Origin of the sequence: Phaeodactylibacter xiamenensis (assembly GCF_965229835.1) — a bacterium.
Classification (GTDB): domain Bacteria; phylum Bacteroidota; class Bacteroidia; order Chitinophagales; family Saprospiraceae; genus Phaeodactylibacter; species Phaeodactylibacter xiamenensis.
This window is the reverse complement of record NZ_OZ245931.1, coordinates 4624023-4645802: the sequence shown is the minus strand read 5'-3', so window position 1 is coordinate 4645802 and position 21780 is coordinate 4624023. Positions and strand designations below refer to the sequence as shown.

Annotated in this window: 16 protein-coding genes; 11 read left to right on the top strand and 5 right to left on the bottom strand. The window is 53.6% G+C overall.

Annotation, left to right across the window (positions count from 1 at the left end; all coding sequences use genetic code 11):
• Window positions 1–157 precede the first annotated feature (157 nt).
• A complete protein-coding gene (locus tag ACO08I_RS17805; protein WP_421946654.1) occupies window positions 158–1333 on the top strand; it encodes a serine hydrolase domain-containing protein in 1176 nt (391 codons plus the stop codon).
• 15 nt (window positions 1334–1348) lie between these two features.
• Here ACO08I_RS17805 and rpoN read toward each other — a convergent pair whose 3' ends face one another.
• The gene (rpoN, locus tag ACO08I_RS17800) at window positions 1349–2851 is read right to left on the bottom strand and encodes an RNA polymerase factor sigma-54 (RefSeq protein ID WP_282773905.1); all 1503 of its coding nucleotides are present in this window, start codon (window positions 2849–2851) and stop codon (window positions 1349–1351) included.
• Window positions 2852–3107: 256 nt separating this feature from the next.
• Here rpoN and ACO08I_RS17795 point away from each other — a divergent pair, with 256 nt between their 5' ends.
• The 5 genes from ACO08I_RS17795 to ACO08I_RS17775 all read left to right on the top strand — a co-directional run bounded on the left by ACO08I_RS17795 (window position 3108) and on the right by ACO08I_RS17775 (window position 8496).
• Complete coding sequence (locus ACO08I_RS17795) at window positions 3108–4913, top strand: aminopeptidase P family protein (protein ID WP_421946653.1); 1806 nt, start codon at window positions 3108–3110, stop codon at window positions 4911–4913.
• A 28-nt stretch (window positions 4914–4941) separates the two neighbouring features.
• A complete protein-coding gene (gene rlmN, locus ACO08I_RS17790) occupies window positions 4942–5994 on the top strand; it encodes a 23S rRNA (adenine(2503)-C(2))-methyltransferase RlmN (RefSeq protein ID WP_421946652.1) in 1053 nt (350 codons plus the stop codon).
• Window positions 5995–6005: 11 nt separating this feature from the next.
• Window positions 6006–6392, top strand: a complete 387-nt coding sequence (locus ACO08I_RS17785; RefSeq protein ID WP_421946651.1) for a YkvA family protein — start codon at window positions 6006–6008, stop codon at window positions 6390–6392.
• A 133-nt stretch (window positions 6393–6525) separates the two neighbouring features.
• Entirely contained in the window at window positions 6526–7833 is a 1308-nt protein-coding gene (locus ACO08I_RS17780) for an aminopeptidase P N-terminal domain-containing protein (protein ID WP_421946650.1), read from the top strand.
• A 24-nt stretch (window positions 7834–7857) separates the two neighbouring features.
• Window positions 7858–8496: a LysE family translocator gene (locus tag ACO08I_RS17775; protein WP_044219021.1), complete on the top strand. Its 639-nt coding sequence runs from the start codon at window positions 7858–7860 to the stop codon at window positions 8494–8496.
• 275 nt (window positions 8497–8771) lie between these two features.
• On the opposite strand, the gene ACO08I_RS17770 is transcribed toward ACO08I_RS17775, so the two are convergent.
• From ACO08I_RS17770 to ACO08I_RS17760, 3 genes are read right to left on the bottom strand one after another with little or no spacing between them, the layout of a single operon-like run.
• Window positions 8772–11012 (bottom strand): DUF5682 family protein, encoded by a 2241-nt coding sequence (locus tag ACO08I_RS17770; protein ID WP_421946649.1) that lies wholly within the window; start codon window positions 11010–11012, stop codon window positions 8772–8774.
• A gap of 7 nt (window positions 11013–11019) precedes the next feature.
• Window positions 11020–12162: a methionine aminotransferase gene (locus ACO08I_RS17765; protein WP_282773893.1), complete on the bottom strand. Its 1143-nt coding sequence runs from the start codon at window positions 12160–12162 to the stop codon at window positions 11020–11022.
• 3 nt (window positions 12163–12165) lie between these two features.
• On the bottom strand, window positions 12166–12948 hold the full coding sequence (locus ACO08I_RS17760) for a type III pantothenate kinase (RefSeq protein ID WP_282773892.1): 783 nt from the start codon (window positions 12946–12948) through the stop codon (window positions 12166–12168).
• A gap of 92 nt (window positions 12949–13040) precedes the next feature.
• Between ACO08I_RS17760 and ACO08I_RS17755 the strand changes: the two genes are divergently transcribed.
• From ACO08I_RS17755 to ACO08I_RS17745, 3 genes are all read left to right on the top strand, one after another.
• Entirely contained in the window at window positions 13041–13595 is a 555-nt protein-coding gene (locus ACO08I_RS17755) for a hypothetical protein (RefSeq protein WP_044219012.1), read from the top strand.
• Between the two features lie 73 nt (window positions 13596–13668).
• On the top strand, window positions 13669–14448 hold the full coding sequence (locus ACO08I_RS17750; protein ID WP_421946648.1) for an SDR family NAD(P)-dependent oxidoreductase: 780 nt from the start codon (window positions 13669–13671) through the stop codon (window positions 14446–14448).
• A gap of 2 nt (window positions 14449–14450) precedes the next feature.
• Window positions 14451–15311 (top strand): fumarylacetoacetate hydrolase family protein, encoded by an 861-nt coding sequence (locus ACO08I_RS17745; protein ID WP_421946647.1) that lies wholly within the window; start codon window positions 14451–14453, stop codon window positions 15309–15311.
• Between the two features lie 59 nt (window positions 15312–15370).
• Here the strand turns inward: ACO08I_RS17745 and ACO08I_RS17740 are convergent, their stop codons facing one another.
• On the bottom strand, window positions 15371–16915 hold the full coding sequence (locus ACO08I_RS17740) for a thiol-activated cytolysin family protein (protein ID WP_421946646.1): 1545 nt from the start codon (window positions 16913–16915) through the stop codon (window positions 15371–15373).
• 120 nt (window positions 16916–17035) lie between these two features.
• Between ACO08I_RS17740 and ACO08I_RS17735 the strand changes: the two genes are divergently transcribed.
• Together ACO08I_RS17735 and ACO08I_RS17730 are read left to right on the top strand one after the other, a co-directional pair.
• The gene (locus tag ACO08I_RS17735) at window positions 17036–18889 is read left to right on the top strand and encodes a hypothetical protein (protein WP_421946645.1); all 1854 of its coding nucleotides are present in this window, start codon (window positions 17036–17038) and stop codon (window positions 18887–18889) included.
• 219 nt (window positions 18890–19108) lie between these two features.
• Window positions 19109–21724, top strand: coding sequence for a PQQ-dependent sugar dehydrogenase (locus ACO08I_RS17730; protein WP_421946644.1), 2616 nt, complete (start codon window positions 19109–19111; stop codon window positions 21722–21724).
• The last annotated feature ends 56 nt before the right edge of the window (window positions 21725–21780 follow it).

Here is a 21780-nt window from a genome sequence, read left to right as displayed (position 1 = left end):
CAAAGACCTTAATTTTGAAATAACCAAATTAAATCAAATTATGCCAAACTTAGCCTATTTTACCACAATACCAGACCGAAAAACCGAATCCCCTAAACCTGTACCGCCCTAGTTGGGCAATGAAGCATCTCTATTGGTCCACCAAAAATATACTGCCATGAAAAAGATGCTCCTCCTCTTAACCACTGCGCTTTTGATTTTACCCGGCCTGACTGCACAGCCTCTAATGGAACGGCTGCAGGAATTTGCCGATGCGCAGCGCCCCTCGGCAGTTTCCATTGCTATTATTAAGGATGGGCAGGTGACTTACCACCACTTTGGCCGCCTTTCAAAGGCTGATCGTTCTCCACCCAGTGAACATACGCTCTACGAAATTGGCGCGCTGAGCAGTGTTTTTACCACCACACTTATGCTCCGCTTGGCTGAAGAAGGCAGGTATAACCCGGAACGGGAAATTGCCTTCTACTTACCCGATAGCTTATCCCCACCCAGGTTTCAGCCTCAACGCTGTGCGGAAGTAGTGCTGCCGGGCACCCCGGTGCGCCGTATCATGAGTTGCTCCAATGACCACTCCCGGGCATCCGTATGCATCACCGGCTGCGACTTGGCCAGCCACGTTTCGGGCCTGCCGAATTCCGGCCTCGGCTTGTACGACTGGCACCCCATCGGCAAGGCAGCCTTCCTTACCGGGCCTGCTACCGGGCTTAGGAGTGCGGAACTACTACAAAAACTGGAGGAGGCAACTTTCAAATCAGAACCGGGGCATAGCTATCATTTTTCCAATGCCGGGATCGCACTGCTCGGCATGGCTATGGAAAGCGCTACCAATCAGCGGTACGAAGATTTGCTCCACCAGCACATTCTGCGCCCCCTTGGGCTGCAGGACACCAAAGTGGACATCAGCGCCGAACAGCGCACACGCCTGGCAGAAGGGCATAATGATCGTGGACGGCGTACCGATAACTGGCACTTTAAAACACTTGCGCCTGCTGCGGGGCTCAAATCGACCACTGCCGACCTGACAGATATCCTCAACGCTTACCTGAATCCGGAAAAGAATTGGGAAAACACCATGCTCGAAGGCCAACAGGCGCGGGCAGACGTCAGCTTTCCCACCTTGGAATACAGCACACAGGCAGCCTACGGATGGCTCGTATCTTACCTGCCTGAACCACACCCCAGACTGGCAGTATGGATGAATGGTGGCACCGCAGGCTATAGCGCCTTTGCCGGTTTTGTAAAAGATGAGCAGATCGGGGTGGTCGTCCTGACTGCCCAAGCCGGGGCCGAAGCGACACAACTTGGGATGGACCTCCTGAAAATACTGGATTAGCTCAGCTGATGCGCTCTACAGTTCTTTACGAAGGCGGGCCACCGGGATATTGAGCTGCTCCCGGTATTTGGCAACGGTACGCCGGGCAATCTGATAGCCCTTGTCCTCCAGCGCCTTTTGCAGTTTTTGGTCAGAAAGCGGCTTTTTCTTGTTCTCCTGCCCGATGATGTCTTCCAAAATCTGCTTTACCTCCAGAGTGGAAACCTCCTCCCCGTCTTCCTTCGACATGGACTCTGAGAAAAACTCCTTTAGGCGTTTGGTGCCAAACTCTGTTTGTACAAACTTACTATTCGCCACCCGGGAGATGGTGGAAATATCCAGACCGGTAATGTCCGCGATATCCTTGAGGATCATCGGCTTAAGCTTGGTAGAATCCCCGGTCAGGAAGAAATCATACTGGTACTGCAAAATGGCATACATGGTCCGGTACATCGTATCCTGCCGCTGCCGAATCGCATCGATAAACCACCGGGCAGAGTCGATCTTCTGCTTAATAAACATGATGGCCTCCCGCTCCTGCTTATTGTTCCGCCGCCCTGCCGTCTTCTTTTTGTAGGACCGCAGCATATCCTGATACTGATCGCTCACGCACAGGTCGGGCGCATTCCGGGAGTTGAGGGTCAGTTCCAGCTCTCCATCGCGGTTTTGGATGATGAAGTCCGGCACGACATATTGATTAGCCCGGCTGTTGCCGCCACTGGAAAAGCCACTGGCTGGCTTAGGGTTGAGCTTGATGATCTCATCAATAGCAGCCTTTAGGTCATCGTTGGTAATGTCCAGCCGGCGCAGGAGTTTATCGTAATGCTTTTTGGTAAATTCGTCAAAGTAATCGCGGATGACCTTAATGGCCAGGTCGAGGTCTTCCCGCTCCTCAAAGTCCAGGAAATCTTCCTCGTCATCCTGTTCGGCCTTGATCTCCAGCTGTATGAGCAGGCATTCCTGCAAGTCCCGTGCGCCGATACCCGGCGGCTCGAACCGCTGAATCTGTTTGAGCAGTCCCAGGATTTCGGCTTCGTCAGCGAAGATATTTTGGGCAAACATCAAATCATCAATGATAGAATCCGGCTCCCGGCGCAGGTAGCCATCTTCATCAATACTCCCTACGATCTGCAGCGCAATAGCTTCTTTGCGCTCATCCTCGAGCTGCATAAGGCCGACCTGCTCCTCCAGGTACTCGTGGAAGGAATGCTCCACAGCAATGGGTACAGTTTTATCTTCTTCGTCAGCGCTGTAGTTATTGGATTGTGTTTTGTAGGTGGTGGGGTCGTCCTCGATGTATTCATTGAGGTAATCATCCAGCTCGTAGGGCTCGTCATCAAAGTCATCGTTCCCCTGCTCCTCGGCCAGGTCTACAATCTCATCGCGTTCCTCGCCTTCCTCCAAAGCCGGGTTCGCTTCCAACTCCTCCTTAATGCGTTGTTCCAGGGTAGCCGTCGGTATTTGCAGCAGCTTCATAAGCTGAATCTGCTGCGGCGACAGCTTCTGTAGCATTTTCTGGCTTAGACTCTGTTTCAGCATGGGGACTGATTTTAGGTTGACTGTTTGTTGTGCCCCTTTTGCTTAAAAGCAAGCTCTTGCTGAGTGGTTTACTTATGCGGTGAACTTCACCCAAGAAGTTTTTTGCGATAAATAGGTTACTGGCTACTACAACAAACAGTTTCTATTTACTGAATTTTCTTATCTTTTGCAAATCAGAAAAACGGAATGAGGGGTAAAGTGTTGTACGCGCTATACACTTCAAATATCAAGGGAATTTTAATATTTAGCAAAAAATATGCCAAAAAAAACATCGAATTCTTCTAAAGCCCCTGTACTGGGCGGGTTGCGGCAGGCTATGCAGGAAAACGGGCTCGACGCCTACATCATTCCAAGCCAGGATCCGCACCAAAGCGAGTACGTTGCGGACCACTGGCAGGCCCGCCGCTGGCTTACCGGATTTACAGGCTCGGCCGGCACCGCAGTCGTCACCGCTTCCACTGCCCATTTGTGGACCGACTCCCGCTACTTCATTCAGGCGGAAGCCCAACTTGCCGGATCAGAATTTGAACTTCAAAAGTTGACAGTGCCCTATACTGCGGAGCACCTGGAATGGCTCTGCGAGCATTTGCCTTCCGGTGCTGCGGTGGGCTGCGATGCCCGGCTGTTTACGGTTAGCCAGGCACGATCAGCCCGCCGTAAGCTTGCTGAAAAGCACATTGAGCTAAGCTTCAGCAATTACCTGATTGACGACTTGTGGGCGGACCGCCCGCCGCTGCCCGGTGATGAAGTTTTCGAGCTGGAGCAAAAATACGCGGGACAAACCCGGGCTGATAAACTCAATGCCGTGCGCAGTAAAATGAAGGAGGGTTCTTGTTACCTGGTCACTGCCCTGGACGAAATCGCCTGGCTCCTCAACATCCGCGGCAACGACGTGGAGTGCAATCCGGTCGCCATCAGCTACTTCCTTCTCGGACCAGAAAGCGCGCAATGGTTCATTGACCCGGGTAAAGTCCCTGACCGCCTTAAACAAAGCCTGGAGCAGGATGGCATTTCCATTAACCCCTACGCCGGCATCGCAGAAGCCCTGCGGCATGCAGGCGCCAACCAAAAAATTGGTTATCAGCCGGAAGCCCTGAGCGTTTTCCTTTACGAACTGCTGGAAGCCGCCCGGTGGATGAAAACGCCTAACCTCATCGCTCCCCTCAAAGCGGTACGCAACACCATAGAGAAAGAAAATCTAAAACTTGCCATGCGCAAAGACGGCGTGGCCTTACTGCACCTCTACCGTTGGCTGGAAGATGCCCTGGATAAAGGAGCCAGCCCCACCGAATTTGAATTGGGCGAAAAGCTGGCGGGCTTCCGGGCTGAACAGGAAGGCTACTTCGGCGAAAGCTTCCCGGCCATTGTGGGGTATACCGGCAATGGCGCCATCGTGCATTACCGGGCAGAAGCCGATACCGCAGCAAGGATACGACCGGAAGGCATACTCCTGCTCGATTCCGGCGGGCAATATCGGGAAGGCACTACTGATATTACCCGTACCGTCGCCCTTGGCCCGGTAAGTGAAAAAGTTAAAGACCACTACACCCGGGTACTCAAAGGGCATATCGGCTTATCCAGTGCTATTTTCCCGGAAGGCACTACCGGGGTACAACTGGACATACTTGCCCGGCAGCACCTTTGGGCAGCCGGGCTCAACTACGGACATGGCACCGGGCATGGAGTCGGGCATTTCCTCAATGTGCACGAAGGCCCACAGGGCATCACCCCCAACCCACGGACCAGCCGCGGGCAAACACCAATCGTGCCGGGCATGCTGACCTCCAATGAGCCGGGGTTTTATAAAGCAGACGAATATGGCATCCGTATCGAAAATCTGGACCTCTGTGTAGAAAAGATGGAGACGGACACCGGAAAGTTCTATACCTTTGAACCTCAGACCCTATTCCCTATTGCTACCGATCTGATTTTGTTGCCCTTGCTGAGCACAGAAGAGCGGCAATGGCTCAACGAATATCACGCTCGGGTGTTGAAGGAATTGTCCCCACTGCTTAATAGTGCAGAGCAAGCCTGGCTGGAGAAAAAGTGCCGGCAGGTTTGACCGGGTCCGAAATGCGAAGCAGAATATCATGACTCTAACAGATACCGATAAAGCTGATATACGGCAATTGAGCCTAAAGGAACTTCAGGAGGTCTTTCTGGGTATGGACGAGAAGAAATTCCGTGCCAAACAGGTCTATGAGTGGTTATGGAAAAAAGGTGCCCGCACTTTCACAGAAATGACCAACCTCTCCAAAGGCCTGCGTGAAAAACTGGAAGCCCGCTTTGCCATCAATGCCATCATCACAGATGAGGTACAGCATAGCGAAGACGGCACCATCAAGTCGCGCTTCCGCCTGCACGATGGGCACCTGATTGAGTCCGTGCTCATTCCGGTACCCGCCGATAACCGATATACCGTTTGCGTGTCTTCACAGGTGGGCTGCAGTCTTTCCTGCACCTTCTGTGCTACCGGCCGTATGAAGCGCCTTCGCAACCTTGATGCTGCCGAAATCTACGATCAGGTGGTGATGGTCAATCAGCAGTGCGAGGCCCACTTCGGGCACCCACTCACCAATATCGTGTACATGGGTATGGGTGAGCCGCTGCTGGCCTACAAAAATGTGCTGGAAAGCATCGACCGCATCACCAACGAGGACGGGCTCAATATGTCGCCCCGCCGCATCACCATCAGCACCGCAGGCATTGCCAAGATGATCAAGCGGCTGGCAGAGGATGCCGTAAAGGTCAACCTCGCCCTTTCCCTCCACGCTGCCGACGATACCAAGCGCAACGAGATCATGCCGATCAATGAGCAGAACAATCTGGAAACGCTCATGGAGGCCCTGCAGTATTACTATCAGCAGACACGCAACCGCATCAGCTACGAATACATTACCTTCCAGGATTTCAACGATACTCTGGAAGATGCCGACCGGCTGGCCCGCCTGTGCAGGAACTTTCCCGTAAGAGTCAATATCATTGAATACAACCCAATTGACGGAGCGCCGTTCCGTAAGTCCACCGAGCACCGGATTGATGACTTCGCACGCCACCTCCGCGATCAGGGCATTATGGTCACCGTACGGCGCAGCAGGGGCAAAGACATTGACGCTGCCTGCGGGCAGTTGGCTAATAAGTAACTTCTAAAGCTATGGAAAATCCATTTCGGTCTTACATCGATAAGTTCTCTGAGAACCGTTTCTGGAATAAACTCCGGGACTACGCCCGTCAGGCAGGACTGAAAACAGTCTACTCTGCCCTGCTCCTTTTCTACGCCTACCGCCGCAAGGATACGCCTTACTGGGCAAAAAACATCGTGCTTGGTACCCTGGGCTACTTCCTTTCGCCCATTGATGCCGTGCCCGACCTCACGCCTATCATTGGCTATACCGATGATATCGGGGTGCTCGCTTTCGGCCTCGTGACTATCGCTGCCTATGTCAATCAGGAGGTCAAGGAAAAAGCTAAGGGGCAGCTCCACCGCTGGTTTGGCGCTTATGATGAGGACGAACTGGCGGAAGTCGACGCCAAACTATAAGGCGCTACCGTAAAATCGTTCCAAACTACCCTCCCGGCTTTTGTTCTTGCGGCAATTTTTGCAACTTGGCAGCTGTTTCCCAACGGGCTTTCCTGCAGGAAAGAAACCTGCTTATGATCAAAAGCAAAAAGACATGCGTTACGAAGCCATAAACTCAGACCTCTTCCGATACAACCGGCAGCGGTTCATGCGTAAAATGCAGCCGGACTCTATTGCCATTTTTCAATCGAATGACCTGATGCCCAGGAGCGGAGATACCTTTTTCCCCTTTCGGCAAAACAGCGGCCTGTTCTACCTCAGCGGGCTGGACCAGGAAGATACCGTGATTGTCCTCTTCCCCGATTGCATCAAGGAAGGCTTTCAGGAAGTGGCTTTCATCCGCCGTACCGATGAGCGCACCGCGATCTGGGAAGGTGACAAGCTGACCAAGGAACAAGCCCGGGAGATTTCCGGAATTGAGAAGATTTACTGGGCCGATGAGATGGACAACATCCTTCATGAGCTCATTTTGCTTTCCAAGCGGGTATACCTTAACCTCAATGAGCACGACCGCTTCGCCTCCGGGGTCGTAACACAGGACATGCGCTTCGCCCGTTTGCTACAGGAACGCTACCCGTTGCATAAATTTCACCGGGCGCAGCCTTTGCTCAAAAAGCAGGCGATGATCAAATCTACTACGGAGGTCGGACTTATCCGCCACGCGGTGAATATCACCGGCAAGGCCTTTGAGAAGGTGCTGGATTCTGTCCGCCCCGGTGTAATGGAATACGAAGTGGAAGCGGAAATCATCGCGGAGTTTATCCGCAACGGTGCCCGGGGACATGCTTACGAGCCCATCGTAGCCAGTGGCAAAAACACCTGCGTGCTCCACTACGTTCAAAACAATCAGCGCTGTATGGACGGCGACCTGCTGCTCCTGGATTTTGGAGCAGAATATGCCAACTACGCTGCCGATCTGAGCCGTACTATACCTGTTAGCGGGCGCTTTACAGAACGACAACGCAAAGTGTACGATGCTGTACTGCATTGCATGAGAGGCGCTCAGCAAATGCTGTTGCCCGGCACTATGCTGGAAGATTATCATAAGGAGGTGGGCAAAATGGTGGAAAGCGAACTGCTCCAACTGGGGCTACTCGACAAAACAGATATCAAAAATCAGGACGAAAAAGCCCCGGCTTATAAAAAATTCTTCATGCACGGCACCTCCCATCATCTTGGACTGGATGTGCATGACCTCTCCAACCGCTACGACCCCATACAGGCGGGTATGATCTTCACCTGTGAGCCTGCGATTTACATTCGCGAAGAAGGGCTGGGCATCCGCCTGGAGAATGACATCCTGGTTACCGATGACGGCCCGGTAGACCTTTGCGCCCACATTCCCGTAGAGGCAGAAGCCATTGAAGAACACATGAATGCAAGCATACTGAGCAGTACTTAAGCCTTTGACCAAATTCTATCTGTTATGAACCTCATTTTTGAGGGGGTCAAAGTCGGCTTGATCCTCGCCATGCTCATTGGGCCTATCTTCTTCGCCATTATTCAGGCGGGCGTGGAGGAGGGGTTCCGGGCGGGAGCTACCGTAGGACTGGGCATCTGGGTGAGCGACTTTCTGTTCATCGCGGCCGTGTACTTCGGGCTGGCTTACATCAGTCAGGTGGTGGAAGGTCCCAACTTTGGCTTGTACCTGGGCATTGGCGGCAGCATCACCCTTTCTGCATTCGGGCTGGGGGCACTACTTACCGTACCGAAAGCTCACGAACTCCCGGAATGGTCGAAGGAAACGGTGCGTACGTCCTCCTATTCCGGGCTTTGGCTCAAAGGCTTCCTCATCAACACCATCAACCCTTTTACTTTTTTCTTTTGGATTGGTGTCGCTTCTACCGTTGTGGTAGATGGAGAAATGGAACTCATGGAAGCCCGCTATTTCTTTGGAGGCATTTTGGGCACCATCATCATCACCGACTTGTTGAAAGTCCTGCTGGCTAAGCGCATACGACGGGTGCTCCGCCCAATCCATCTGCTCTGGCTACGGCGTATCTCCGGTATTGCACTGATTGTCTTTGCGGCAGTATTACTGGGCAGAGTCCTCTGGATGATGTAAAAAAGGCTGTGCTAAGGAACAGCACAGCCAAAGAATTAAAGGGCTACAGTATAGGATATTCTTCGTTTTCGTTTTGCTCCTGCAAAATAACCAGGTAGGTGCCGGGCGGCACGAACCTGGCTTTAAAAAGCGACTTTAAATTGCAGGAAAGATTAGCATCTTATTAAGATGTCTTGACAGCAAGAAATCAACATTTACAATAGCAAATGTCTTCTTTTAGCCTTAACTGAAGATGAAGTGGAGGTTAAGGTTCCTTTAATTCGGTGCAGGCAGCATTAGTCCAGCCCCAGCAGCAGCTTTAGGGTGGGAAGGACTACCTTGGCGCGCTTTTGGTCGAAGCTGGCTTTGGGCAATACCTCTCCCTGTGGCTCAGGCTTAGGCGCACCGGTTTTGGAAAGACTCAGCATTTTTTCCCGCTCCGGAGGGGAGAAATTGGCGAACGAACGGCGAAGCAAAGGCAGGGTCTGCTCGAATATCATCTGCGGCAGTTCCGCAATCCATTCGTCCAAAATTTGCCAGAGCGCCGGCATGTGGATCAGTAACAGCCCACTACCATAGAGGAAACCTTCGAGCCACAAAGCACTCTGCTCTGCTTCAGCAGCGGAGGAAAGGGCATAGCGCATATGTGTGCCCGCCGCCTCGTCAGACAGAACTGATTTATCAAACAAAATACGGGTACAGAGCCCCCGGAGCAGTGGGTGGGCTGGTGCGGCATTTGTGATTTGCGCAAGTGACCGGTTCCACTCTTTGTGAAATGCAGGCTCGTTCAGCAGGCTGATGGCGCGGTTGCTTTGCACCAGTTGCTGTAGCCAGTCGCGGGCCACTTCTTCCTCAATATTCAGCACCGCTGCTGGTAGTCCAATGGCAATACGGGGCACCATATGCCGGATCAGCGCTTCCACGGCCTCCGTATCCGTCTGCCGGGTATCGCCATAACGCTGAATGTCGGCCAGCACGGGCAAGGCTTGCATAAGGGCGTACACATCCTGAGTAACCGCCGCTGCGTCTTCCAGTTGGCGCACCAGGGGGTTAAAGGCAGCGGTGACCCCGGCTAACAGTGCCTCACGAGCCAGACCAACCAATTCATCAAGCTTATGGGCTTCCTGAGCTTTTTTCAGGAGGTAGTTATTAGCGGCTGCTTCCACGGTATTGCCCCACATCCCAGCCTGTATAAGCCGGATAACATACTCGGGTTGCCAGTGCAGGTGCCAGTACTCGCTGAAGCTGCCCAGCTTGCCGTCCGGCTGCTCCTGAACACGCCCCCAGGGCACATCCAAAATCCGCAGCTGATGCAGCAGGTGGCTGGCATCCAGGTGGGTGTCTTTGCGTAAATCAAGGGCTTTATCTTCAGGTGCACCTGACTTGTACAGCTTGGTCAGCCGGGCGGAGCGGATGCGGGCTTCCATGTCCTGCTGCAGAGGGATTTGCGGGATGCTGTCCGGCACTTCCCCCACCTGTTGCCCGATGATAAGTTCCTGTTCGATAAGCTCCAAAGGCTCCGGGCTCCCTTGCGCGAAGACCGCCAGGGCAGCTTCTTTCATGGCATCAATGCCTGCTACCGGTTGGCCGCGCATGCCTGCAAGGGTGTGGGCAAGCCGGGCAGCATCGACAGCTTGTGCGGCACTTGCGTCAAAGCCCTCGCCTCTCAGCAAGCCGGCTACCCGCGCCATCCAGTACTGTACGGTCTCCTCCCGCTTGCTGAAGAGCAGCTCGTAGTAAGCCGGAGAAACCACACCGGCCATATACCCGCTCTGAAATGCCAGCCGCTGATACGACCAGGGGATCCAGGTGGCAGTGGTTTTACTCTTTTTGCGCCCTTTGAGCAGAGCATTATCGTCTTTTTGCTTGAAGCGGTCGAGGTAGTACAGCGCAGGAGTGTGCCAGGCACCGCAAACCACAGCGATATTCTTGAATCCGTCTTTGATAGCTTTGCGCAGCTGCTTGCGCATGTAAGCTTCCCGCAAACGGTTGAGGGGGCGCTCTGACCGCCCGAGTTCATCGCGCAGGGCCGTGTTCAGGCTAATTATGGTTGCGAAAATATCGATATCATGCTCGGGCTGTTCGAAGGTGGCTTCCCACCAGCGCTCGCTGTCCCGGTAGCCGGCCAGGCGGGCCATGTAACCCATAGGGTCGCGTACTTCCGGTGCTTCCCGGGCGGCATCCGGCAAAGACAGCGACAACTGCTGCTGCTCCTCTTCATCTAACTGAAACTGCATGCTCATGGGCAGGTCCATAAACCGCACATCCAACCCCTGCGCCAACCCAAACTGCGCGGCCTGCCACTCGGGTGAAAACTCCGCAAAGGGCAGATAGGAGGCGTGCCGCAGGTCTTTGGCATCATAGATGAGAATGGCGACCGGTGGGTGCAGCCCGGGGTGCAACATGTACTCCAATGCAGAGCTGGCGTCTTCCGGCGCTTCAATCAACAGACAGTCGGGCTGCTGGGCTTCCAACGCCTGTAAAAGACTCCGTGCAGAGCCCGGCCCGTGGTGCCGTATGCCATAGATCTTATACATGCGTCTTTTATACTTTTCGCAAGCGCTCACCAGCGGCCCGCAGCGTCTCTTCGGTTTTCGCAAAACAGAGCCGGATGATGCGCTCGTCCCGCCCGCTCGTGTAAAAGGCAGAAACCGGAATAGCCGCCACTCCATGCTCCGTGATCAATTGATGCGCAAAGACCCGGTCCGGTTCATCGCTGATCTCGGAATAATCGAAATTGCAGAAATAAGTACCCTGACAAGGGAGCGGTTTAAACCTCGAGCCCGCCATAACTTCCAGCAGCAGATCGCGCTTACGCTGGTAGAAATCCGGCAGGCTCTGATAGGTAGCCGCATCCTGCAGGTAGTCGGCCAGAGCATGCTGTGTAGGGCGGTGCACCGCAAAGGTGTTGTACTGATGTACTTTCCGGAATTCCACCGTCAGCTCGGGCGGGGCGACACAGTAGCCGATTTTCCAACCCGTATTATGGAAGGTTTTCCCAAAAGAATAGGCCGCCAGGCTGCGGCTGCGCAAGCCCGGAAACCGCAATACGCTTTGGTGGCTGGCCTCATCATAAATCAGGTGCTCATACACTTCGTCGCTCAGCACCAGGATATCGGTGCCGGAGGTAAGTTGCTGCAGCGCGAGCAGGTCAGTAGTTTGGAGCGTGTTGCCTGTGGGATTATTCGGCGTGTTGATGATGATCATGCGGGTAGCCGGCGTCAGGAGCGCTTCCACATGGTCCCAGTTGACTTTGTAGTCCGGGGCTTTGAGTTCGTATATGACTGGTATGCCTCCGTTGACTTCCACGGCGGGCCGGTAGCAGTCGTAGCCAGGCTCCAGCAAAAGGACCTCGTCGCCCGGGCGGACGAAGGCAGCGATGGCGCAGTAGATGGCCTGTGTTGCCCCCGCAGTAATGGTAATTTCTGAGCCCGGGTCAACCTCAACACCATACATCAGGTTGATTTTCCCGGCAATCGCTTCCCGCAGTTCCGGCAGGCCCGGCATGGGCGCATACTGATTGTACCCTTTCTGCAGGTAATCGCAAACCAGATCGGTGAGCCGCTGCGGGGACTCAAAATTGGGAAAACCCTGAGAGAGATTGATCGCCCCGTGCTCATTGGCCAGAGCCGACATAACAGTGAATATAGTGGTGCCGACATTCGGCAGCTTGGAAAAAACTTGCATAGTCTAGGTTGTAAGCTTTTTAGTCGTTTCTTCTGCGATGATCCGCAGCCCGTCCAGCGTCAGATGAGGGTCAATAGCATCAAAATCCGTCTGCAGTGGATGTAGAATAGCTGATAAGCCGCCGGTGGCCACAGCCATGTATTGCTCCCCAACTTCCGCCCGGATACTGGCCAACATATGCCGCACCAGCCCCACATAACCTACCAGGATTCCACTTTGAATAGCCTGTACCGTATCTCTGCCAATAGCCGACTCCGGCATTTGCAGCGGCACCTCCGGCAACTGTGCGGTCTTCTGGAACAAAGCGCCGATTGCCGTTTTCAGGCCCGGGGCAATAGAAACGCCCAGCAACTGCCCTTCCCTGTCCACTACCGTAAAGGTCAGTGCCGTACCGAAGTCCACGATAATGCAGTCCCGCCGGTGCAGGTAGTGGGCTGCTACTGCATTGGCAAACAAGTCAGTGCCCAGCTCTTCGGGCCGGTCGATTTTCAACTGTAGGTGCTCGTAGATTTCCGGAGCAACCAGGAGTGCCTCCCTGCCAAACAGGTGCCGGCTCAGCTGTACGAAGGTGCGCTTCAGGGCCGGGACAACCGTACTCACCACAACCTGCTCAATAGCCCCCGCCTCTATGCCCTGTTCCATCAGCCAGGAAGTGCAGCCCATCTGATAAAACATAGCAGACTGCCGGTCGGTCTTGGTAGGCAGGCGGTGAAAATGCGCCCAGTGCCCATCAGTGTACAAACCGAGCGTTACATTAGAGTTGCCGATATCTATGGCTAGGATCATTATTTGGCTTTTGCTATCTCCCTAAATGTAAAAAAATCCGGGGAGCCCTCTGGCTTTTTTTATATTTTAAGCGCAACCAAAACCAAAATCTGATGCTACAACCTGATTCTCAACTATTCAACCTCAAGCGAAAGGTACAACAGTACGAGGAAGTCCTCCAAAATACGCAGACCTACCGGGAGAATTGGAAAACGGAGACGTGCAAGCAAATTCAGGACACCTTACAGGATATGCTCGAAGCTACCGGCTTTGCTGCCCGCCTGGAACACCGTTCGGATGTGGAAAACCTGGAGGCCATCGTACTCACCCTGGGACAGTCCAAAAGCGGTATGTACCAGCAGGTCAGCGATGATGTGCAACGCCACCTCATCAAGCACAATGGTTCGCTTGTATATCAGCAGCTGTTCAATGGCAAGATCATCGTTTTGATCAATTATCCGTTTATTGAGAATTACGGGCAGCCCCGCCCACCCAAGACCATTGCCATCTATCGGCCCGAAGAGCTAAAAGAGCCCTACTTCCTGCGCCATATGGAAGAATTCCTGCAGGAAATCACCAATTGGGAAGACTACGACGATGATGAACCCAACAAACGTATCGGTTTTCAGCTCAACTTCGGTGCCAATGGCGGAGAATCTCCGGAATAATTGATTACACCCCCGTACCGAAGACTCTTTTTAGTGGAGCAGTCAGACGATCTGCTCCACTAAATCACAAATTATGGAAATCAGACTTGATGGCAAAACTGCCCTCATCACCGGCGCAGGAAGTGGCATAGGTGAGTCCATTGCAAAAATATTTGCAGAAGCAGGCGCTCATGTCTTTATCCTGGAGCGCGATGCAGCCAAAGGCGAAGCGGTAGCTCAAACAATCCGGGAGACCGGCGGAAAGGCAGACTGCGAAGTGGCTGATGTCAGTCAGCAACAGGAAATGATTGACCTGGTCAACCGCATCGTGGAAAAGACCGGCCGGATGGACATCCTCGTCAATAACGCAGGGATCGCCCACGTGGGTACGCTGCATGCCACATCTGAAGCCGACTTCGACCGCATCTACGCCGTAAATGTCAAGGGCGTTTACAATGGCATGTACGCCGTGATTAAGCACATGCAGGCCCAAAAGAGCGGGGCCATTCTCAATATGGCTTCCATCGCTTCCATGATTGGGCTGCCTGACCGCTTTGCTTACTCCATGAGCAAAGGGGCTGTGCTGACGATGACCTATACCGTTGCCCGCGACTATCTGGCGGATAACATTCGGTGCAACTGCATTGCGCCAGCCCGTATTCACACCCCATTTGTGGATGGCTTCCTGGCAGACAACTATCCGGGAAGGGAAGCTGAAATGTTCGATAAATTATCCAAAACCCAGCCTATCGGGCGCATGGGCACGCCGGAGGAAGTCGCCAAGCTGGCCCTCTACCTTTGCTCTGATGCCGCAGGCTTTATCACCGGCACCAACTATCCGATTGATGGCGGGTTCGTAAACTTGAATACCTAAGCATGAAACTAATCCGATTTGGAGCGGCCGGAACCGAAAAACCCGGCATTATTGATCAGAATGGTGACTACCGTGATGTGAGTGCCTTTGGGCAGGATTTTGACGAAGCCTTCCTTGGAGGGACCGGCCTTGAGGACCTGCGCTCCTGGCTGGAGCAGCACCTGGACAGCTGCCCGGTGGTACCCGCCGAAACCCGGCTTGGACCACCTGTGGCGGAGGTTTCGAAAATTGTCTGCGTGGGGCTCAACTATGCCCAACACGCCAAAGAGAGCGGTATGGACGTGCCCACAGCCCCTGTCTTATTCTTCAAAGCCACCACTGCGATCTGCGGCCCCAACGATGACATCATCATCCCCAAAAACAGCGACAAGACCGACTGGGAGGTGGAACTGGCCATTGTGATCGGCAAGCGCGCTTCCTACGTAGAAGAGGCGGATGCCATGAACCATGTGGCGGGCTACGTGCTGCACAATGATGTGAGTGAGCGGGCCTTTCAGCTGGAGCAAAGCGGGCAGTGGGTCAAAGGCAAAAGCTGTGACACCTTCGCACCCATCGGGCCATTTATTGGTACCACAGACGAAATCCCGGACCCTCACAACCTCCGCCTCTGGCTGAAGGTAAACGGGGAAACCATGCAAGACAGCACCACGGCTGATCTGGTATTCAACATCCCTTATCTGGTGCACTACATCAGTCAGTACATGACCCTGCTGCCCGGCGATATCATCTCTACGGGCACACCATTTGGCGTGGGGCTGGGCTTAGACCCGCAGCGCTACCTGAAACCTGGCGATGTGGTCGAATTAGGGATTGACGGGCTGGGCAGCAGCCGGCAAACGGCTAGAGCCTGGAGCCCGGCTTAAGCGGTTAAGCGCCTGTCCGTACTTCAGTTGAGGCACGAACAGGCGCTTTTTATTTTCCACTAATCACATTTTTCCAAAAAGGTAGCGAAGCCAGTGGAAAACCCACCTCGATAGGCCCGCCAGCAATCCTCGTTTTGGCTTGAAGAGATGTGGTAAAGATTCCTCGTTTCCCACTCCCGCCAGGTTAACCCATCGATCCGCCTTACGATCATGCGTACATCGAATGCGCCATCTGGCACGTCCGGCAAGGTAGCAGAGCTTTCATCGTTGATTTGCAGCTCTGTGGTTTCGCCCGTATCATCTGCCGGCGGATAATCGTGATCGTAAGTCAGCTTAATCCGTAAGTTGTAGGTATCGAAATCATTGTAAAAGTCAATCCTTGGATGGTTGTAAGCGATTTTTCCACAACGCACATCTGTATAATCAGAGCTAAATCCCATTTTGACAATCCGGTTGTCACTTAGCAGATTGACCCGGTAGGCAATAGGCAGCCCCGGATTCTCCCGGGAGTAGACGGCATTCTCGACAATTAGCGGGGTCAGGCTTCCCGGGCCGCTGATATTCTCCAGTGCCTGGGCAGCGCTCTGAGCACTCCCTCCAATGGTGAGCACACTGATGGAGGAGTTGCTTAGTATTTCATCGTACCGGCTGGCTACGTCGGCGGCCACGCTTACCCCGCCGGCGGCGTAGTTCATCACAGCGTTCAGGTCAATGGACGTTTCCACATTAGTGGCTTCCATACGGAACAGGATGATCCTGCCGTAGTCTACGGCACTCACGTAGGCCGGGTGGTTGTTGTCATCTGTGGAGGACTGCACCTGCTCCAAAGTGACATCGGGCCCCAGGTAATCCGTAGGTTCAAAGGGCGACTGGGCGGTGATGGTGTAAAAGATTTGCCGGTACGCCAGGAGCGCCACCCGCCGGTCTGTAGTTGTGCTGGTGCTGAGGTGTGAGGATACGGACCCTGTCACCCACTCTGCATTGATACCCAGTTCAATACCCAGCTGCCGTTGCTCAAAAGCTTCACTGGCCTCATAATAAGAGCGGGCACCATTGAAATAACCCTGCTGGAAAGCCGTGTTGTTCCAGTGCTCCAATGCCTCATCGATAGCGGGGCTTACTGTTGCATTCGATGGATCAGCGACTGTAAAGGAACCTTTGTCCCCTATACCGGGCAGATCGATGGTTAGCGTCACCGGGTTGCGCTCCAGGCCCAATGGGCGGGGTGTACCCGATAATAAATCAGCATTTGCCAAAACCAGGGCGCCCGGATATACATTTCCGCTGCCCGGATTGAGGATCGCAATTTCTGAAAAATCTCTCTCCAGCTCATAAGGCTGACTAACACAGGTATTGCGGTACCCACGATCCAGAGGACCGGATTCTGTGCTCGGCTCCCCCGGTGTTTTCTGCGCCAAATCTCCGGGCGTATTATTGATATTAAGCATGTCCACGGGGTTGTAGGCCAGGCTCCGGATGTAGGCATTGATATCTGTAGCCATGGGGTTTTCGGGGATTGAGGGCGTTTCTTCCTTGTCCTTATTGCAGGATTGGAAAAGGAAGAGGCTCAAGAAGCATAGCAAGGCAGTGAATCGAATAGTCATTGCAGAATGGATTTTGGTATGGCTCAAAAGTATATCCTGGCGGTGCCTCCGTCCAAAATTCAGGCATGGACAAATCGTGGACAGCTGGTAAATACTGTGGTTTTGCCCTATATTCACCGTATGAAATCCCGAAGGCTCTTTTTCATCCTACTACAGGCAGCAGTGTTGCTGCTGCCGCAAAAATTGCCGGCAGATCCTATTGACAGCCTGGCTCAGCTGGTACAACAACCTGCACATGATACCATCACGGGCATGCGCTATCTGGAATTAGCCAAAGCCTGGTTTTGGGAAAATCCTGCCAAAACAGATTCCCTGCTTCGGATTGCCGAAAGCTACCTCGGCCCTCAGCGGTACTATCGGGGGCTCAGCGATGTGCATAACTTTCGGGCCAACTATCATTATATGGGCGGGCGGCCGCTTGCTGCTTGTTCCTCTTTGGATACCGCCATGCAATTTGCTGCCCTTGATGGCGACAGCCTGCACATGATCGGTATCCGGAAGAACCTGACCATCCTGCGCTCAGAGGCAGGCGATATAGACGGGGCACTGGAAGCCATTGAAGAAAGCATGCAATACCTGGTGGCCCATCAGGACAGTTCCCTGCTGGCCCAACACTTCGTACAAAGAGGGCTGCTTTATCAGCAAAAGGGCTACCGCAGGCTGGCACTAAGAGATTTTCAAACCGCCCGGGAAGTCCATCTGGCGCTACAGGAAACAGCGCGGGTTGCTGAGGCCGAGCAGCATATTGGCAAGACGCTCTTCGATGAGTCCAATTACGAGGAAGCACTCCCCTATTTTTTGGCATCGGCTAAGCACTACCAACTGGCCGGTCAACAACAGTACTACGCAGAAGTGCTGACTCTGCTGGGTTCCAACTACCACCGGCTGCAGAAATATGCTCTTTCCGATTCTACCTTTAACGCTTCGATCGCGCTTAGCCATCAATTGCAGCAGCCCTACAATATCGCTCATGCCCAATTACTGCGGGCAGAGAGCTGGCTGGAGCGCGGGCACCAACTTAGACAAGCAGCGTTAGATGCCTCCACCGCCCAACCTGTTTTTGAAGAAGTCCTGCCCATAATGGCCGGCAGTTGCCAGATGCTCCTTGCCCGGATTGACTCCGCACAGCAACAGTGGCTTCCGGCGCTGGACAGGGTGGACAATAGCATTTCAATATTTGAAGACCATAAAGGAGCAAGCTACCTGCGGGGCGCCTTAAGGTTGAAAGCAGCCCTTTTATCCAAACTCGGCCGCCCGGCCCTGGCTCTGATAGTCTACGAACAGGCACAAGCCCTAACTGACAGCCTGTTTTCCATTCAGCAGTCCCAGGCTATTGCCGAGCTGCATTTGGAGTATGATACAAAACTCAAAGAGCGGGAAATTGCGCTCAAAGCGGCCCAAATCGACCGATTAGCCAGTGAAAAAGAAAATGTCCTGCTCAAAAACCGGTTGCTAGGCCTGGGCCTGTTGGCAGCGCTACTGCTGCTGGGGGGAGGCTATTACACTTATCAGTTGCGGCAAAGGACACTAAAGGCTGAAGTACGGCACCGGGAGCGGGAATTAGCCGCGCAACGCTTGCACCTCCTGCAAAAAAATAATATTCTGCAGCAGGTAGAGGATCAGCTGAGCAATCAGACTACCACTTCCGGGGACGAGGGGCACCAGAAATTACTCAATAGCCTCCGGACTCAGGACACCCTGGACAAAGACTGGGACACGTTCACCTCCTACTTCAAGGCTGTGCATGCCAAATTCTCTGAACAACTGGAGCAAAAATTCCCCTCACTGAGTATAACTGAAAAACGCCTGGCTTACCTATTTCGTCTGGGTACAACCATCGCAGAAGCGGCTGCGCTTTTAAATATTCAACCGGAAAGTGTACGAAAAGGCAAATACCGCTTAAAAAAGAAACTCGCCACTGCAACCGGAACGGATAACCAAAGCCTGGAAGATATGCTACGCCAAATCGGGTAGGCCTGCATTCACGCGTAAAAGACGATCAGCAAACCGGCATGTTGCTGCTGATAAACGGCGTAGGTCTACAGCAGCTATCGGATAGATGACATTGCTAAAGTTTTTGCGGAAGGGCGCACTGTGGTTCTATTCGCTTTCTGCTATATTTGAGGCAGTATTTTTGCGCCCGGGCCTTCATGCTGCCTAAATCTACCGGGCAACTTTCCAAAACTTTCAGCAATGCTCCAGTGGCGATACCTCCTTGTTTTTCTATTCTTTTCCGGTCTTATGGCCTTTACCCTCGTTCCGCCTGGCCCTACGCCTCCGGGCCCTATTGGCCCGTTTTTGAATGGGGTGTTGCCATCGAAGACACCCGGCGCTAATGGTGCCTGGAGCCTGGAAGATGTCTCGGAGGGGCTCAGCATTCCATCTCCGCTACGGATTATCCCCTTTCCGGGCAGCGAAGATGTCCTGGTGCTTAGCAAAATTGGTGAAGTGTGGCGCGTCAACCTGGCTCAACAGACCCAGCAGCTGGTACTCGACATCAAAGACCGGGCCTTCAAAGAGGGAGAAGCCGGCACTACGGGCATCGCACTCCACCCGGAATTTGGCAACCCCGATGCTCCGGATAAGCAGCTGATTTTCGTATTCTACCGCTACAAACCACAGCCGGACAGCTGGGATGAGAAAGGCTTCAACCGGCTTTCTAAATTCCGCTGGGATGCTGGCAGCGGCACTTTTGATACCAGTACTGAACAAATCCTGTTTCAGCAGTACGACCGCAGCACCTGGCACAACGGTGGTGGTATGTTCTTCCATCCGGATGATGGCTTTCTCTACCTCGGCCTGGGAGATGAAGGGCATTTTCACTTCAAGGAAATCTCCAATCAGCGCCTCGACCGGGCCCTCTTTGGAGGGTTGATCCGCATTGACGTGGACAACGACCCGGAGCGCAGCCATCCCATCCGACGGCAGCCACAGCCCTCAGAATGGGGACCGCAGGACCCAACCTGGGGAGACACCTACTCCCAAGGCTACTCTATCCCCAATGACAATCCCTGGCAGAGCCCCGACAGCAGCCTCATGGAGGAATTCTACGCCATTGGCATACGAAGCCCCTATGGTGTAAGCTATGACCCGGTGGAGGACCGGATCTGGCTGGCTGATGTGGGCGAGGTCCTGCGGGAAGAAATCTCTATCATCGGAAAAGGGCAAAACCTGCAGTGGCCTTTTCTGGAAGGCACGGTGCCCTCTGAGGAATACGCCCGCCCGGACGAGGTAATTGGAGAAGAACAGCCGCCTTTGCATGAGTACAGCCGTGACTTTGGCAACTGCATCATTGGCGGGCAGGTCTACCGGGGCAACCTCTTCCCAAATCTTTGGGGCAAATATCTTTTTGCTGACTACGGCAAGCGTAAACTCATGTCGCTGGACTACGATTTTGATAACCAACAGGGGGAACGGGATATCCTGATTGCAGATATTCGTAACCTTGGGCTTGACCTTTCCAGCAGTGCGGGCATAACAGGGATCTTTTCCCAGCCCAATGGGGATATATTAGTGACTATACAAAGCGCTAATGATTTTTTTGCGCCCGGCAAAATCCTCCGCCTCACCGCACAGGAAACTATTGCCGATCCACCCGAGCTTCTCTCGGACCTGGGGGTATTTACTGACCTCTCCACGCTAAAGACGGTACCAGGCATCCTGCCTTATCAGGTCAACTCACCGCTTTGGTCTGACGGAGCAGCCAAGCGCCGGTGGATGGCGATCCCTAATGACGGGGCCTTCGACAGCCCGGCGGAAAAAATCCAGTTCAGCAGCCGGGAAGACTGGCAGTTTCCGGAAGGTACGGTTTTCATCAAACATTTTGAGCTGCCTAAAGCACGCCCCAACGGGCAGGCAGCCCCGCTGGAAACCCGCTTTTTCGTGCTGGGTACGGATGGCAAAAGCTACGGCCTAACCTATAAATGGAATGATGAGGGGACGGATGCCTTCCTCCTTAAGGCCGATGCTTCAAAAACCTTTACGCTTTACGAGGGGGGTATGCCCGTAGCTGAACAAACCTGGGACTACCCAAGCCGGGATCAGTGCCTGAGCTGCCATACTGCCAACGCCAACTTCGTACTTGGCGTAAAAACCCATCAGCTCAACGGTGACCTCACCTATCCGGCTTCCGGCGAGACCCTGAATCAGCTCGCCTACCTGAGCGATGTGGGCATACTCGATCACTCCATCGTCAACCCCGATAGTTACCCCCGGGCCTATGCCATTGATGATACAGATGCTGACCTGGAGCTGCGCGTCCGCTCCTATCTGGATGCCAACTGTGCCTCCTGCCATCGGCTGGGTGGCGTACAGGACCTAAAGATGGACCTCCGGTTCCAGCTGCCCCTGCATTTACAAAACCTCATTAATGAGCCCACCAGCAGCTCCAACTCTGACCCCAACCGAATGATTGTCAAACCCGGTGACCACACCAATTCTGAAATATGGGTACGGGACGCAAGCTTGTCCAGCAATCAAATGCCCCCCCTGGCCCGTTCCATCATTGATGAACCCTACATCGACTACCTTGCAGAATGGATTGACGGCCTGCCGGAAGACGCCGGCAAGGTGCACGAGCTTATCGTTTACCCCAATCCGAGCAACGGCTGGGTCGGGCTACGCCTCGATGATGACTGGGAAGGGCCCTTTGAGCTGGAGGTCTACAACTTCAATGGGCAACTGGTGAAATCGGATGTTTTCTCCGGGCACTCTTACTTTATTAACCTGAGCATGGCTCAGCCCGGTGCTTACGTCCTGAAGCTGGGAAATGGGAACAGTCAGGAGGTCCGCAAGTTTATGATTCAATAGGAAGTGATTTTTATCACACAAAGTCTGTAAAGAATTCTGGTTTTTTGTGCTAAACA

Excerpts from the sequence above, each read along its gene's own strand:
- ACO08I_RS17805 (WP_421946654.1), top strand. The coding sequence starts at position 158 with ATGAAAAAGATGCTCCTCCTCTTAACCACTGCGCTTTTGATTTTACCC.
- rpoN (WP_282773905.1), bottom strand. The coding sequence starts at position 2,851 with ATGCTGAAACAGAGTCTAAGCCAGAAAATGCTACAGAAGCTGTCGCCG.
- ACO08I_RS17795 (WP_421946653.1), top strand. The coding sequence starts at position 3,108 with ATGCCAAAAAAAACATCGAATTCTTCTAAAGCCCCTGTACTGGGCGGG.
- rlmN (WP_421946652.1), top strand. The coding sequence starts at position 4,942 with ATGACTCTAACAGATACCGATAAAGCTGATATACGGCAATTGAGCCTA.
- ACO08I_RS17785 (WP_421946651.1), top strand. The coding sequence starts at position 6,006 with ATGGAAAATCCATTTCGGTCTTACATCGATAAGTTCTCTGAGAACCGT.
- ACO08I_RS17780 (WP_421946650.1), top strand. The coding sequence starts at position 6,526 with ATGCGTTACGAAGCCATAAACTCAGACCTCTTCCGATACAACCGGCAG.
- ACO08I_RS17775 (WP_044219021.1), top strand. The coding sequence starts at position 7,858 with ATGAACCTCATTTTTGAGGGGGTCAAAGTCGGCTTGATCCTCGCCATG.
- ACO08I_RS17770 (WP_421946649.1), bottom strand. The coding sequence starts at position 11,012 with ATGTATAAGATCTATGGCATACGGCACCACGGGCCGGGCTCTGCACGG.
- ACO08I_RS17765 (WP_282773893.1), bottom strand. The coding sequence starts at position 12,162 with ATGCAAGTTTTTTCCAAGCTGCCGAATGTCGGCACCACTATATTCACT.
- ACO08I_RS17760 (WP_282773892.1), bottom strand. The coding sequence starts at position 12,948 with ATGATCCTAGCCATAGATATCGGCAACTCTAATGTAACGCTCGGTTTG.
- ACO08I_RS17755 (WP_044219012.1), top strand. The coding sequence starts at position 13,041 with ATGCTACAACCTGATTCTCAACTATTCAACCTCAAGCGAAAGGTACAA.
- ACO08I_RS17750 (WP_421946648.1), top strand. The coding sequence starts at position 13,669 with ATGGAAATCAGACTTGATGGCAAAACTGCCCTCATCACCGGCGCAGGA.
- ACO08I_RS17745 (WP_421946647.1), top strand. The coding sequence starts at position 14,451 with ATGAAACTAATCCGATTTGGAGCGGCCGGAACCGAAAAACCCGGCATT.
- ACO08I_RS17740 (WP_421946646.1), bottom strand. The coding sequence starts at position 16,915 with ATGACTATTCGATTCACTGCCTTGCTATGCTTCTTGAGCCTCTTCCTT.
- ACO08I_RS17735 (WP_421946645.1), top strand. The coding sequence starts at position 17,036 with ATGAAATCCCGAAGGCTCTTTTTCATCCTACTACAGGCAGCAGTGTTG.
- ACO08I_RS17730 (WP_421946644.1), top strand. The coding sequence starts at position 19,109 with ATGCTCCAGTGGCGATACCTCCTTGTTTTTCTATTCTTTTCCGGTCTT.